General features: G+C 60.6%; 13 protein-coding genes. 5 read left to right on the plus strand and 8 right to left on the minus strand.

Going from position 1 to position 14,746, the window contains the following annotated elements; all coding sequences use genetic code 11:
• Positions 1-20: 20 nt before the first annotated feature.
• A complete protein-coding gene (locus X741_RS160090; RefSeq protein ID WP_023776699.1) occupies positions 21-1,181 on the minus strand; it encodes a DUF3095 domain-containing protein in 1,161 nt (386 codons plus the stop codon).
• Between the two features lie 93 nt (positions 1,182-1,274).
• On the opposite strand from X741_RS160090, the gene X741_RS160085 reads away from it, so the two are divergent.
• Positions 1,275-2,363, plus strand: a complete 1,089-nt coding sequence (locus tag X741_RS160085) for a glycosyltransferase family 4 protein (RefSeq protein ID WP_023776700.1) — start codon at positions 1,275-1,277, stop codon at positions 2,361-2,363.
• On the plus strand, positions 2,360-3,136 hold the full coding sequence (locus X741_RS160080; protein ID WP_023776701.1) for a polysaccharide deacetylase family protein: 777 nt from the start codon (positions 2,360-2,362) through the stop codon (positions 3,134-3,136). The genes X741_RS160085 and X741_RS160080 overlap by 4 nt, the downstream gene beginning before the upstream one ends.
• Positions 3,137-3,151: 15 nt before the next feature.
• Here the strand turns inward: X741_RS160080 and X741_RS160075 are convergent, their stop codons facing one another.
• From X741_RS160075 to X741_RS160065, 3 genes are read right to left on the minus strand one after another with little or no spacing between them, the layout of a single operon-like run.
• Positions 3,152-4,006: an MBL fold metallo-hydrolase gene (locus X741_RS160075; RefSeq protein ID WP_023767388.1), complete on the minus strand. Its 855-nt coding sequence runs from the start codon at positions 4,004-4,006 to the stop codon at positions 3,152-3,154.
• Positions 4,007-4,013: 7 nt separating this feature from the next.
• Positions 4,014-4,460, minus strand: coding sequence for a cyclic nucleotide-binding domain-containing protein (locus tag X741_RS160070; protein ID WP_023767387.1), 447 nt, complete (start codon positions 4,458-4,460; stop codon positions 4,014-4,016).
• A 35-nt stretch (positions 4,461-4,495) separates the two neighbouring features.
• The gene (locus tag X741_RS160065; protein WP_023776702.1) at positions 4,496-7,210 is read right to left on the minus strand and encodes an ABC transporter ATP-binding protein; all 2,715 of its coding nucleotides are present in this window, start codon (positions 7,208-7,210) and stop codon (positions 4,496-4,498) included.
• A 374-nt stretch (positions 7,211-7,584) separates the two neighbouring features.
• Here X741_RS160065 and X741_RS160060 point away from each other — a divergent pair, with 374 nt between their 5' ends.
• Positions 7,585-8,160, plus strand: a complete 576-nt coding sequence (locus tag X741_RS160060; RefSeq protein WP_348625671.1) for a class I SAM-dependent methyltransferase — start codon at positions 7,585-7,587, stop codon at positions 8,158-8,160.
• Here X741_RS160060 and X741_RS160055 read toward each other — a convergent pair.
• The 4 genes from X741_RS160055 to X741_RS1000000169570 are packed head-to-tail and all read right to left on the minus strand — an operon-like array spanning position 8,138 to position 12,003.
• Complete coding sequence (locus X741_RS160055) at positions 8,138-9,286, minus strand: glycosyltransferase family protein (protein ID WP_023776704.1); 1,149 nt, start codon at positions 9,284-9,286, stop codon at positions 8,138-8,140. The genes X741_RS160060 and X741_RS160055 overlap by 23 nt on opposite strands.
• A complete protein-coding gene (locus tag X741_RS160050) occupies positions 9,283-10,527 on the minus strand; it encodes a glycosyltransferase (RefSeq protein WP_023776705.1) in 1,245 nt (414 codons plus the stop codon). The genes X741_RS160055 and X741_RS160050 overlap by 4 nt, the downstream gene beginning before the upstream one ends.
• 1 nt (position 10,528) lies before the next feature.
• On the minus strand, positions 10,529-11,743 hold the full coding sequence (locus X741_RS160045; protein WP_023776706.1) for a glycosyltransferase family protein: 1,215 nt from the start codon (positions 11,741-11,743) through the stop codon (positions 10,529-10,531).
• A complete protein-coding gene (locus X741_RS1000000169570; protein ID WP_156937842.1) occupies positions 11,740-12,003 on the minus strand; it encodes a hypothetical protein in 264 nt (87 codons plus the stop codon). Before X741_RS1000000169570 ends, X741_RS160045 begins: the two co-directional genes overlap by 4 nt.
• A 765-nt stretch (positions 12,004-12,768) precedes the next feature.
• On the opposite strand from X741_RS1000000169570, the gene X741_RS160035 reads away from it, so the two are divergent.
• Both X741_RS160035 and galE read left to right on the plus strand, forming a co-directional pair.
• The gene (locus X741_RS160035; protein WP_023776708.1) at positions 12,769-13,743 is read left to right on the plus strand and encodes a UDP-glucuronic acid decarboxylase family protein; all 975 of its coding nucleotides are present in this window, start codon (positions 12,769-12,771) and stop codon (positions 13,741-13,743) included.
• The gene (gene galE / locus X741_RS160030) at positions 13,740-14,714 is read left to right on the plus strand and encodes a UDP-glucose 4-epimerase GalE (protein WP_023776709.1); all 975 of its coding nucleotides are present in this window, start codon (positions 13,740-13,742) and stop codon (positions 14,712-14,714) included. The genes X741_RS160035 and galE overlap by 4 nt, the downstream gene beginning before the upstream one ends.
• Positions 14,715-14,746: the final 32 nt, after the last annotated feature.

Raw genomic sequence — 14,746 nt, forward strand, 5'->3', positions numbered from 1 at the left:
TGGATTCTCGCAAGCTGTCATCAGACCGGCAACTTTGCCTTCAGGTTCGCGGCAGCCATCGCATAGCCGCCGGCGGCACCATCTATGAAATGAACGTGATCGCGGTGCAGCGGCGAGGCGACGAGGCATGTCATCAACGCTGATTTCTGGCGGTGCAGGCCATAGTTGCAGATGCCCGCCTCTTCCGCCTGTTTCAGCCGGTTCTCTATCCGTTGCAACACATCAGCGTCAACGTCGATGGTCATCTTCAAGCCGTCGTCGAATTTCCGGAAATCCGAATTGCTGGCCACGTCGCGTTTGTAGATCTTCGGATCGAAACTGCCGATGGTCCAGCCATATCTATCGGTGACGGCCGTAAGCGCCATCAGGAACACTACCCACAGCTTCGACAGCCACCGCCGTCCCACCGGCGCCGTGGCCCGCGCCTCGATATCGAGGCCGGCGGGCAGCAAGCTGTAACTCGGCCCGTTCACCGGCACCGGGTGGCCATCGCGTTCCTGTCTGCCGGCAATGGCGATGATGTCGGATGCCAGAAACTGAAAACCGCGCAGATCTCGCGACGAACCCGGAGTGGCTATGATCGAGACGATTTCGCCATGACGGGTTTCGATCGGGTTCCAGCGGCAGGACAGGCCGGTCAGATCCGGCCGTGCGCCGGCCGGAGCAGGATCGATGCGGTAGCGCCCCGCTTTCATCTCGGCTTCCGCCCAACTGCCGCCACCGCCGGCGAACATGGTATAGAAGACCGCATCGGATGCTTGGAACCTTGCCACGCGAACGTCGAGGCCTTGCGCTCGAATATCCTTTATCGGCACGATTGCGGCACGCAGGGTTAGGTCCAGTTCGTCCGCCACCCATCTCTGGACAGCCGCCAGCGCCTTGCGGGTGGGCTCCATCGCCGAGCCGGGAAAGGCGACGAGCGCCCCGTCGCCGCCGAAGACAAAGGGAAGGTCTTGCCGACCCAGCGCGTTGAGGAGGGCCGAAATGACGCTGGCGCCGGCCATATTGACCGTTTTGTAGCGTCCCGTCTCGATCGCCTTGGTCGAGCCGACAATGTCGGCGGTGGCCAGCGCCCAACCATCGGGGAGGGGCCGATAGTTGTCGATGTCGGCAACGCTTTCGAATTTTGCGAAGGCGGGCAGAGAAGCGACAAACGGGTCCGAGGCGGCAGCTGTTTCCATGAGCATCAGATAGCACATTCCACTGCTTGGAGGTGCAGTCGATGATGCTTGGAAATTTGACTTGCGCATGCTTTCCGATGATAGGGTCGCGCAATGCGAATTGCCTTCTACGCGCCGCTGAAGTCGCCCAACCATCCCGTTGTCTCCGGCGATCGCCAGATGGCACGGATGCTGGTCCAGGCGCTGCAGCATGGCGGGCATAGCGTCGAACTGGCATCGGAGTTGCGCTTCTATCTACGCCAGCCGGAGCCGAAAAGTTTCGATGCGCTCAAGATCGAGGCCGCAGACGAAGCCGCGAGACTGACAAGGCTTTGGGACCGTGACGGCAAGCCCGATCTCTGGTTCTCCTATCATCCCTACTACAAGGCGCCCGACCTGATCGGGCCCGCGCTGGCTTCGGCCTTTGCTGTCCCCTATGTGACGGCGGAAGCCTCCTATTCCAGGCGACGCAACGCCGGCTTGTGGGCCGATAGCCAGGCGCTGGTGGCCCGAGCCATCGAACAGGCGGCACTGAACATCTGCTTCACCCAAAGGGATCGTCAGGGACTGGCGGATGCCATTCCTGGCGCAGCTTTCGGCATGCTTTCACCCTTCATCGACACATCGGCATTCCACGAAATGCCGGCACCGGATTATCCGACGCGCCTCGTCACCGTCGCTATGATGCGCCCGGGCGACAAGCTCTTGAGCTATCGCATGCTGGCGCAAGCGCTCGGGTCGATCGGCCACCTGCCCTGGACCCTGTCGGTCGTCGGCGACGGACCTGCCCGTGACGAGGTCAAGGCGCAATTCGCCGGCTTGTCCGCCGACCGTATCGAATGGCTTGGCGCGATTGAGCCGGCCGCCGTGCGGGATGTCCTCTACACCAAGGGAATCTACGTCTGGCCGGGTTACGGCGAGGCCTATGGCGTTGCCTATCTTGAAGCACAGGCCGCCGGCCTTCCGGTGGTGGCTCAGGACATTGCCGGCGTGCCGGAGGTCGTGCGGGATGGCCAGACCGGGTTTCTCACCCCGCCGCGAGATGTGGCGGCGTTCGCTTCCGCCATTGAAAGGCTTCTGGCCGGCGCCGACGAAAGAACCATCATGGCTGCACAAGCCAGACGTTTCGTTCTCGAAGAACGCTCCCTCGGTGGCGCGGCGGCGCGTCTGGCCGAACTTCTCAAGAAGATCCCGGTGTCATGACATCCGCCCCGATCTGGCAGCCCCTGGTGGAGGAGCTGGCGCGCCTGCAACGGGCGGGCCGCAAGGCGGAGTTCTGGCTGCGCGACGATGACGCCGTGGATCCGACGCTGGCGCTCGATCGGTTGCTCGACCTCACCGGTGACTTCGCGGTTTCGGTCACCCTGGCCGTCATTCCGGCCCTGACCAACGAAAAGCTTGTCGTCCGGCTTGACCAGGCGCCCCATGCCACCGTTGCCGTCCATGGCTGGGCGCACCGAAATCATGCCCCCGAGGGCGAGAAGAAGCAGGAGCTCGGCGCGCATCGGCCACGCGAGGTGGTGCTCGACGACCTGGGTCGCGGGCTGTCGCGCGTAACCGGCCTGCACGCCGCACGTGCCGTTCCGATGCTGGTGCCACCCTGGAACAGGATCGACGCCGGCCTGGTATCCGATCTTGGATCGACAGGATTTACGGCATTGTCGGTCTTCGGACCGCCGAAGCCGGCTGCCCTGGCGGTCATCAACAGCAATGTCGACATCATGGATTGGCATGGCACGCGCGGCTGCCGCGATCATGGCCTGTTGGTTCAGGCCATCGTCGCGCAATTGCAGCGTGCATTCGACGGCGGCGAACCGGTCGGCCTGCTCACCCACCACCTCGTCCATGATGAATCGGCCTGGCTTTTCCTCGAACGGTTGTTCGAGATCACCACACGGACCGAAGCCTGCGCATGGCTTCCGATCAAGACATTGATCGGGCGCGGCGCCGCTAAAGCTGTTCCAGGAAAAGGGTAGGCGGAGGAATGTACCTCAGCGCTTTTTGTGCACCGAGACTGGAAATTTGAGCGTCTGGCCATCCCGTGCGGCAAAAGCGCCGGCAAACCTGTCTTTGGCCAGTCTCTCCATCCCGTCCAGCTCATCGTCGGTGCGTGACGGATCGTGGTGAAACAGCGCAAGTCCGCGCGCACCGGCAGCTTCACAGAGCTTGACGCCCTGTTGCCACGTCGAGTGCCCGTTACCGCGGTAGCGCTCCATTTCCTCCTCGGTGTAGGTGCAATCGTAGATGACGAGGTCGGCATCTTCGATCAGCTGAAGCACCGCCTGGTCGAGTTCGCCCGGCTCGTGCTCGGTGTCCGTGATCACCGCTACGACGCGGCCGCCCCATTCGACCCGGTAGCCTATGCAGCCACCCGGATGGGTAAGACTACCGGTTCGCACCACCACCCCTTCGCGCGGACGAAGCACGTCGCCGGATGCGAAATCGCGGCAGTCGAGGCTCGCCCTGCAGACACCGAGTGTCACCGGAAACCATGGCGGCCGAATGAATTCATCGACCATCTGCCGCGTCGTCATGCGTCCAGCGAGATGCCCGGACCAAAGCGTAACTTTGATGCCCCGTTCATACATAGGCTTGAAAGCCGGCAGCCCGATGATGTGATCGTAGTGGCAATGAGTGAAAAACAGATCGAAATCGGTCACGCCCGACGCCCGAAGCGCCTTGCCGGCGGGCCGCAGGCCGGAGCCCGCGTCGAACAGAAGCGTATGCTCGCCGCACCGCATCTCGATGCAGATCGTGTTGCCGCCATAGCGAGCGAATTCTGGCCCCGACACCGCGATGCTGCCGCGTACGCCCCAAAACCTGACCAGGAAAATGTCGTCGTCCATGTACGCCCTAGGCGGTTCGCGCGTCGATCAGGTCCGCGGTCGTACTGCTTAGCCGCTCGGCCAGCACCCGCAATATCTCGATGGTCATTTCCGGAAACTCCTTCATAAGCCTCAGGAAATGGTCCTTGCGAATTCTCAAGGCTTCCAATTGGCTTGCTGCCCTGACGGTGGCCGTGCGGGAGCTGTTGCACAATATGGCGATCTCGCCAACGATCGAATTTGGCATCAATTCGGCGACTTTTATCGGTCCGTTGTCGGAATCGACCAGAATATCCGCCCTGCCTGAAAGGATGACATAGGCGGCGTCCGCCTCGTCGCCCTGCCGGAAAAGGATCTCGCCGGCACCGTAATTCACGCGATCGGATGTGAACGCGAGCAGCTTGAGCTTTGCCGGCTCGATGCCGGAGAACAAGGGAACGCGTTGCAGCATTCCAACTTCATCCTTGAGCAGCATTGTCGCAAACCTTCCCACAATTCGCGTCCGCCAGACTATGACAGAAGTTCCTTGAAGATACCGTTTCCTGCCAAAAGTGTCTCGTGTGTTCCGTCTTCCACCAATTGACCCGCATCGAAGACGATAACGCGATCGAACATCGTCGCCATTGCCGGATTCGTCACCACCCATACAATGGCCGGCGAATGGTCGTCGCGTCTGGCTTCCTCAAGCACGTTTCGCAGCACCTTTTCCTGCACCCGCTGTTCCAGCGCCGACAGCGGCCGGTTGAGAATGAGAAAATCGGGACGCTTGAGCAAGGCGCGGGCAATATCGAGCTTCTGTCGCTGTCCGCCGGTCAGGCGCCTGCCGGCGGCGCCGACATTGAAATCGAGGCCGACATCCAGAAGCTCGGCATAAAGCCCCAACTCGTCGAGAATGTCATAGACGATGGAGCGTATGCGGTCAGGCGCGTCGGGATGATTGCTGCCCACACGCCCGAACAGGACATTGTCCATGACCGTGGCCGCGGCAATGTATTTGGCAGGATCGTAGCGTTCGATCGCGTCCTGCAGCTCGGCCGGCAGGTTTTCGTAGAACTGGTTGCGTGCAGCGACGATCTTGCCCATCAGCTCGTCGGTCAGCAGGCCGAAGCGATGCCGGGGCTCGATATAGGCAAAGCTTAACGTGACCATCATGGCGCGGTCGTTCTCCGAAACCGCATCGTAGGGACGATTCTTGAGCCGTTGCAGCAAGGTTTCGTAGGCGGGTATCTCCTCGGCGCTCATGAAGGCGAGCTGCTGGAAAAACTGGTGTTCCGGCGGCAGGTCGGCAAACAGCTCGATCGCCTGTTCGGCGATCTCCATGCCCATTTCGTAGAGGGTGCGGTCGAGGCCGGCTTGCTTCAGCACAGAAGCAAAATAGGGATTGGCCGCCAGTGCCTTGTGAGCCAGCTCGGGGCCGGCGGCGGCGCCGAAGAGCAGGTTCTGGCCGATCGTCGCTTCCTTGTTGTAGGCGCCCGGTTCGAAAGGAACCACCAGCGCGCTCAGCCCTTCTTCTTCCAGCCGTGCTCGCAGCGCCGCACGCAGTTCGACGATCCTTTCGGCAAGCTTGGTGTGGCGCGTGAGGTCGGCCGAAGAGCGCAAGCCAAGATCCAGAATGTCGCGCGACAGAAGAACCGCGTCGAGCACCCGGCGCACCGCTTCGAAGAGGTCGTGCGGGCCGGTAGCGCCGGCGGAGGCATAGTTGATCCAGTCGCTGCGGATATCGAGATCCGGATTGCCCGACCGGCGCGCCTCGTCGATGTTCCAACGGTGTTGGTCCGCCGCGGCGCCGTCATAAGTCACCGCTGTCAGCGGCGCATGCTTCAACCCGTAGAGCAGGTTGTCGCGGAGGCTTGCCTGAAACAGGAAAACATCCGACGAGGCATAGGACATGCGCCGGCCGGTTACGGCTTCGGGGAGATCAAGCAGGTCGTCGCTGCCCGAAGCGACCCTTCCGCTGTCCGGCCAGTTCAGCCGCGCGAAAGCTTCCGCAAGCGCCTCCGCTCCGCCTGTTGCGGTGCTGACCAGCGCCACCGTCTCGCCCGGCTTGACCTCGAGCGAGATGCGATTGAGGAGCATGGCGCCGCCATCGTCGGCTATGGACAGGCTGATCGCCGACAGCGGCTTGGTCATCGGAGCGGGATCGTCGATCGTCAATGCCCCGATATCAGGCGCGATGATATCCTCGACGGTGAATTGTTCAACGACCTGCTGATATTTGACCTGGACATCCTGCCGATCCTGATCCCAGTCGATCAGTTCCTTCATCGGTCCGGGCAGGTCCTTATAAGCGCCGATCACGGCCACGAGCTGGCCGACATCCAGCCGCCCCTGGATGACCAGATACCCACCGATCATGTAGAAGAGAAAGGGCGTGAGCTGCGCGAGAAAATTGTTGAGGAACTTTACCATGAATTTCCATTGGTAAAGATCGAAGCGGATTTTGAAGATGAGTCCGAGCCGCGCAGCTATGTCGGCGCGCTCGTAATTTGACGTGTCGTGGACGTGAACCGCGCCGATGCCGTCGACGATTTCGCCAACCCGGCCCGAAAGCGCGCGCGCCGTCAACTGCCGTTGACGCCCGAGCACGAGCAGCCGCCGCCGCATCCGCGGGATGAGCACGATCTGGATCGCCACGATCACGACCGCTATCATTCCGAGCCAGACGTTCTGGACCATGATGAACAGCATGGCCGTCAGCGCCTGGCCGCCGAGCAGCACCGGCTGCAGGAAGGCATCGCCGATGAAGCCGCCCAGCGGCTCCACCTCGTCCTTCACCATGGTCGCCACTTCGGCGGATTTCACCCGCTTGAAGTAAACCGGCGGAAACCGCAGCACACGATCGACCAGATCGAAGCGGATACGCCGCAGCATGCGTTCGCCGAGGCGGCCTTTGTAGGTATTGATGTAGAGTTTGAACAGGCCGTTGATGACGACCAGCAAGAGGAACACGATGCTGAGCGCGAGCAGCGTCGCCGTGCGGTCGAGCTGAAAACCGGAGAAGAACTGCACCTCGCCAATGAACGGCAGGTTGTAGTGCAGCCGCATGAACGGCAGCGTCGCGCCCGGTTGCTCGAAGCCCTTGCCCTGGATCGGGCCGTTGACGATCAGCTTCGGCAGGTCGAACGACATGAAATACGGGATCATCGAAAGCACGACGATCATCAATATCCAGAGCTGCTGCTTCCTGGTGTGCGTCCAGATATAGCGGGCTAGGCTGGGTTCCATATGCGACTGTCAGTTTGAAGGATGCAGGATGTGAAGGCACCTGGCAAATGATGTATCTGCAACGTCTTCGCCGCCAACGACAAGCTCGAAGCTGCGAGCCAGGCGAATGGGCGCCGATGGTCCGGACAGATGCAATCGGCCTCCTTCGCCACCGGCCAATGGCGGAACGGCTTGCGGCACAGTTGCGTCCGCAAGTCGAACAGCCTTGCGTGAGGCAAGATTGCGTTGTGTCGCCCGAAATCCCAACATAGAAGATGAATATGATGGATGTCACGCAACCACGCAATGCCGGCCCACGCAATGCCAGCCTGGAAGGGCACGAGCAGGCCCTGGACCTCACACGGGGAATTGCCACCTATGTCGACCACCCTCTCGTGGCCGGGCTGGCGCGCGTCATCGCCAAGCATCCGCAGGCCGATATCGCCAACGCCTTCAACCACAAGCAGGTCGCCTGCAAGATGTGGGCGCTTGACAAGCTGTTCGAAAGCGACGGCGGCCGGTTCGGGCGTATATGGGTTCTAGGTGGATGGTACGGCGTATTGCCGGCAATGCTTTTCAACGACGCCCGCTTCGACATAGCGGCGATCGACAGCATCGACATCGATCCCGAAGTCGCGGCGGTCGCCCTGACCCTCAACCGGGAGGCCGGTGACCGGTTCCGGGCGCTGACGGCAGATATGTACGCCCTCGACTATGCGGCCGGGCGGCCCGACCTGGTGGTCAATACGAGCTGCGAACACATAGCCGATCTCGGCGCCTGGCTTGCCCTGCTTCCGCGGGGTACGAACGTGCTGCTGCAATCGAACGATTATTTCAGCGAGCCGACGCACATCAACTGCGTGGCGTCACTTGCAGCCTTCGAAGCAATGGCGGCGCTGCGGGATATCAGGTTCTCCGGCGAACTGCCGACAAAAAATTATACGCGCTTCATGCTGATCGGAGCTGTTTGAAGCGCTCGCGCAGGATTTGCGCCGAGCGACAGGCGCCTTCCAGGTCGAGACGATGCGCGACTGGCGGCGGTCCTGCAAGCGCCCGGTCAATCGCTTGCGCCAGATCTTCAGGCGTCAGGTCCTGTTCCATCAGCACCGTTGCAAGACCGAGTTCTTCGAGCATCAGGGCGCGACGCGTCTGTTCGGTTTCCCCGCCGGCTGCAAAGGGAACGAGCAGGGAGCGACACCCCGCGCGCAGGACATCGCAGACCGTGTTGTAACCCGCCTGCGAGACCGACAGGCGGGCGCCGGTCAGCAGGCTGGCGAAATCCTCGCGGAACCGGAAGATGGACAGGCCCGGCGTGGCATCGCGTGCGATCGCCTCAAAGTCCTCCTTCGGCAGGTTGGGGCCGGTGATCAAACACCATGTCCAGGCGTTGTCGGCATTGCGCGCCGCTGCGACGGTGGATCTGACAAGGCTCTTTCCGGCGGCCCCGCCGCCAACCGACACCAGAACGTCGAAATGCTCGCAGGCCGCTTGCGCCGGCGGCGCGGCAACGAGCCCGGTGTAGGCGACCTCGGCCCTGATGGCGCCGGCCAGTGGAAATGTCTTGTCGATGGTTGCGAAAGCCGGATCGCCATGGACCATGACAAGGTCGAAATACCTGTTGACGAGATCGACCGTTTCCTCGTTTCGGCCAGGCTTGACGCGCTCCTGAAGGATGTCGCGGACAGACGTCGCCAAAAGCGGTCTGGGCGATGTCGCTTCGATGGCCTCGATCAGCGGCAAGAGTTCGAAACGCATCTGCCGGCGTCCAAAGGGAAACGCCTCGATAATGACGATGTCGGGCCCGCAATCCCTGAAAGCCTGCAGCAGCATCTCTGAACGGCGTTTCTTGAAATCATCGTCGATGGGTTTGCCCTGCAGGTCGACAAGCCCGGAAAATCCTTCGTCGCCGGAGGTGACAGGCGGCAGGGTCACAGATTTAACACCCGGTCCGGGAAATCCCGCGATCGGCGCTCCGCCGGTCACGACGGTTACGTCAAACCCGTCATCGACTAGCGCCGCCGCAATGCGGCTGGCGCGCGCGAGATGGCCGATGCCGAGCAGATGCTGGACATAGAAGAATGCGCAGAGCCGCTTCATTCGGCGGCCCGCCACTCCCGCTCGAACAGTTCCTTGAGCTGTCCAATGCCTGCCACATGATCGAATTTGCTTCGCACGCGCTGCTCCGCGGCGTCGCCGAGGCGGGCGCGCAGTACAGGATCGCGAATCAGGCGCTCCAGCGCCTGTGCCAGGGCAATCGGGTTTTCCGAGGAGACCAGCAATCCGGTCTCATCCGACGACAAAAGCTCTGGCACGCCGGAAATATCGGTCGACACGCAGGCAAGCCGCTGGCTGGCCGCCTCCACCAGAACATTGGGCAGACCGTCCCGGTCGCCATCCGCGGTGATCCTGCAGGCCAAAGCGAAGATATCGGCGCTGCGGTAGTGCTCGAGCACCTCCTCCTGCGCCAGCGCGCCTTTCCAGGAGACGCGGCCATCCAGTCCGAGCTTTTGCGCCAGCGCCTTGAGCCGTTTCAGTTCTTCGCCGCCGCCGATATGCTCGAAATGCCACGCCAGATCACCAGGCAAGAGGGCAAGAGCCTCCAGCAACGTATCGTAGCCTTTCTTTTCAACGGCGCGTCCGACACTCAGGATGATGACCGGTTCGGCCGGCACCGAGCCGTCATGCTGTTTTCGCGCCTCGCGGAAACTGCCGAAGCGATGAAGGTCGAGCCCATGATAGCTCAGATGCACGGACGAGTTGCCGTTGGCGAGTTTTTTCAGACGATCGAAGCCGGTTTTCGTGCAGGTGACTGTCCAGCGGGCCGAGGAAAGTTTGCTAGCCAAATCCCAGTCCGGCGAAGTCCAGATATCCTTGGCATGGGCTGAGCAGCTCCAGGGTAGGCGACGAAGCTGGCTGGCGTAGCGCGTCACCGATGCCGGGGTGTGCACGAAATGCGCATGCAACCATCCTGCTTCTTCAGGCCATTCGGCCGCTAGCACGAGCGCTTGCCCGAAGCGGCGTGCGCGATTGCGAGAAAAGTCGCGGCGGATATCGGCGGCGAGCGATCCGAGCGCGCGCCAGAAACTCGGCCGCGGCAAATTGGCAAGCAGCGAGCGAAGCACGCGTAGCGGCTCGTCATGCAGGTATTCCGGCAGGTAGTGGACGGGCGCCTTGATCTCGTCATGCACGGGATGCCGTTTTGCGTCGGTGGGCCGCCTGAGTGCGACGAGTATCAACTCGAACCCCGCGCGTTCCAGACCGAGCAGTTCCTGCGCAATAAAAGTTTCCGACAGCCGCGGATAACCCTTCAGGACCACGACGATCTTGCGACGTTGCAAGTCAGTTGATTCCTTCAACGATCGAAAGGTGGTGGCCGGCCCGCCGGTCGAGCAATTCCGCGACAATCTCGGAAATATGAGGCAGCCCTTCCAGCGTCAGATGCGGATTACTTTGTGAGGGGCGGGACCGGTCCGGCAGCGACACCAGTGCATCGGCGAATCGCTGGGAGTCCTTGGCTTCTTCCGGCAAAAGCAGCTCGATGAGGCCGAGTTGGGATGCGCGCCGAGCGCGAATCAATTGTTCCTGCCGTGGCTCGATGCGCGGCACGATCAGCGCCGGCTTGTCGAAAGATAATATCTCGCAATAGGTGTTGTAACCGCCCATGGCCACGACCGCCTTGGCGCCGGCAATCAGGTCTTCCATGCGGTTGTCGAACTCGATCATCTTGATATAGGGGATCTTAGACCCCTTCCTGAGCAGCTTGTTGCGCTTGCGGGCCGGCATGTAAGGCCCAAGCACGATCAGCGCCCTGTGCTGAAGTTGCGAATCCTGCTGATAGGCATCGAGGACGTCGTGAATCAATTCGGCACCGTCGCCGCCGCCGCCGGTGGTCACCAGGATGTAGTCGCCCTCGGGCCGGTGGCCGGGCAACTCGTTCCGCTGCAGGCTCCGTTGCAGGAAACCGAGAAAACTCATCTTTGCCCTGACAGCCGGCGGCACATCCATGCCGGTCAGCGGATCGTAGAAATCCGGCGGGCCGTAGACCCAGACCTTGTCGTAGAACAGGCCTATCTTGCGCATCACATCCCTGCGCGCCCACTCTGCTTCGAGCAGGTGCGGCGCATCCATCACCTCGCGCAGGCCAAGCACCAGCGTTGTTCCACGCGTCTTGAGATAGGAAAGGGTATCCTCGATCTCACCGCGCAGGCCGAGCGGTTCCTTGTCGACGATGAAGATATCCGGCCGGAAGGTCTCGGCTGTGTGGCGGATGATCGACTGGCGCAGCCTCAGCGTCTCATGCAGATCGATATCCTTTTCCAGGGAGGTGTATTCGCCGTTGCGTAACTTGATGACGCTGGGGATCTTCACGAAGTCGACTCGGGCGCGGTAATCGAAGGCGCCAGCGATCGTCGCACCCGAAATGATAAGCACCTGAAGTCCGCGGAAATCCTCGACGAGCGAATGCGCGATAGTCCGGCAGCGCTGCAAGTGGCCAAGCCCGAACGTGTCGTGGCTGTACATGAGAATTCGAGCGTTTTCTGCGTGCTGGGTCATTGTTGAACGTCTCTTAGAATTCTCGCCTTAAGGACCGTGAGCGACGCGCCGGCTTCGAAACCACCGTAGCTTTGAGAAATAAGGTCGCCATTTTCAATATATTTTACTTCGGTGGAATGCCTGCCAGACAGGCATTCCGATCGTCTGAGTCGGAAACTTGATGGATTGGCGAATATCGCCTTGCGGGGCCGAGACTCCTGATTGTCGTTTTGGGAGGGATCGAAAGGGAATGTGGTATCCAAAAGATCGGCAGAAATCATCCCTCTTGATTCCAAAAAGTTTCGGTGTCTCCGAAAACCATTGGGTCGGAGCGGTGCGGGTGAGTTCCGCTTTCCAGCCCGTGTAGCCAATCGTCCCACGGTTCATTGTTGTTGTGGAACTCATTTCGCGCGCCGTTGTCCTCGGTCTTGGGGGACCAAAGGTGCTGCCCAACAATCTGTTGATGGGCCGTCTGATTGTGGTTCACCGACCAGAACTGAGTCATCTGTCGCGCAAGCTAGCCGGAATTTCAGCAAGAATCGAGTGGATGTCAGCGCGGGCAACGCACCGCCCCGCCGGTGGGTGTGCAAGACCAGTTGCTGGTCGATCGTAATGGCCTCTAGTTATCTCGCAATGTTCGACCATGACCAGCCCAATTTACCACGACGCCGAGGGGGCCCGCCAGCATTTGGAGGTCATTCGTTGGCCGCATGGTCCGTTTTGCCCCCATTGCTGCAATGCCAATCCGGGAGCGCATCACTACGCTTGCCCGCAAGTCTACTCGCCCGGTGTAGTGCACCGAAGGGCGCCTGCCATTCTCTGTCACTCGCGGAATCGCCGATAGCCGTGGACAGCTCATCTTTGGCCTGGAGGTTCGTCCTACAGCTAAGAGAGGAACCGGGATCCAACCTTGTTCGCTACCGGAGAGGACGCGTTTTGACAACAATGTCTTGTCGGTAACGAAAATTGAAAGCAGGTTACTGGCCAATCGGCCTAATCTGACAACATATTAGGTTTGGCTAAATTGTCTCTTGGAGGCCTCGAAAATGCAGCAGGCAAAACGAATCCTGGTGACCGGAGGCGCGGGTTTTCTGGGATCGTTCTTGTGCGAACGATTGCTTGGAGAAGGCCACGAGGTTGCATGCGTCGACAATTTCTTCACCGGAAGCCGAAAAAACGTCTCGAGTTTACTCGACAACAGATCCTTCGAGATCATCCGCCACGACGTGACGTTTCCGCTCTATGTGGAAGTTGATGAAATTTACAATCTTGCCTGCCCCGCGAGCCCCATTCACTATCAGTTCGATCCGGTCCAGACGACCAAAACCAGCGTTCACGGCGCGATCAACATGCTGGGGCTCGCAAAGCGGGTTCGCGCCAAGATCCTTCAGGCGTCCACGTCGGAAGTTTACGGCGACCCTGAAATTCACCCGCAGACCGAGGATTATTGGGGCAGGGTAAACCCAATCGGACCGCGTGCTTGCTACGACGAAGGCAAGCGATGTGCCGAAACCCTGTTTTTCGACTATTGGCGACAGCACAAGCTGCGGATCAAGGTAGCGCGCATCTTCAATACATATGGCCCGAGGATGCGTCCTGACGACGGCCGCGTCATCTCCAACTTCATCGTGCAAGCCCTGCAGAATGAGCCGATAACAGTGTACGGCACCGGCCAGCAGACACGGTCATTTTGCTATGTCGACGACCTCATCGACGGTCTGGTTCGCATGATGCAAACGGATGACGGCGTTACCGGTCCGATCAATCTGGGCAATCCGGTCGAATTCACGATGCTCGAGCTCGCCAATCTTGTGATCGAACTTACCGGAAGCCGGTCGAGGATCATTTCTTTGCCTTTGCCCATCGACGACCCAAGACAGCGACAGCCCGATATCGGAAGTGCCTTGCGTGAGCTCAATTGGGAGCCAAGAACCGCGTTGCGAGACGGCCTTGTCAAGACCATTGCCTATTTCGAAGGCTTGGTATCGTCGGGGTATCTACGACCCGCCGCTGCCGAATGAAGACCGTCCTGGTCACCGGCGGGGCCGGCTATATCGGATCACACTGTTGCAAGGCATTCGCCGAATCGGGCTGGTCGGTCATCACGTATGACAATCTCTCGCGCGGTTGGCGCGACGCGGTCAAATGGGGCCCGATTGTCGAGGGAGACATTTCCGACGCCGAGGCCGTGTCGGCGACTCTACGACAATATCGGCCTGATGTGGTGGCGCACTTCGCCGCCTATGCCTATGTGGGCGAGTCTGTCGAGCACCCGGGACTCTATTATCGAAACAACAGTTTCGGATCGCTGGTCTTGCTTGAGGAAATGTTGAAGGCCGACGTCAAAAAGCTGATCTTTTCCAGCACGTGCGCGTCTTATGGCGTTCCGGTTCACTCTCCGATTGACGAAACGCATCCGCAGTCGCCCATCAATCCCTATGGATGGTCGAAATTCATCATAGAACGGATGGTGGACAATCTTTCGTATGCTCATGGCCTCGACGCGGTCGTGCTCCGGTATTTCAATGCGGCTGGATGCGATCCCGATGGCGAGGTCGGTGAGCGGCATGAACCGGAAACACATGTCATACCGCTCGCAATCGAGGCGGCGGTCAGGCGGGACCGGATTTTTACCGTCAACGGCATCGACTTCGATACCCGCGACGGGACCGCAGTACGCGACTATGTCCATGTCACCGATCTCGCGCGTGCTCACGTGCTGGCGGGGGAGAAACTCCTTCGCGACAAGGGTGTCCACGTCTACAATCTCGGGACTGGAACTGGAACGTCGGTGAACGAACTGGTCGATGCGGTGAACCGGGCATCGAGATCGCGCCTTCCTGTGGTTTACGGTCCGCGCAGGGCAGGTGACCCTCCAGCGCTCGTAGCCGCGGCCGGCAAGGCGCACCGGGAACTCGGCTGGGCGCCTGAGCAATCCGGAATAGACAGGATCGTCGAGACGGCGCTGGCCTGGTACCGCAGGCAATTGTGACAGGCCCGCCACCCCGCCGCCTGTCCTACCGG

It is taken from the genome of Mesorhizobium sp. LNHC221B00 (assembly GCF_000502935.1).
Classification (GTDB): domain Bacteria; phylum Pseudomonadota; class Alphaproteobacteria; order Rhizobiales; family Rhizobiaceae; genus Mesorhizobium; species Mesorhizobium opportunistum.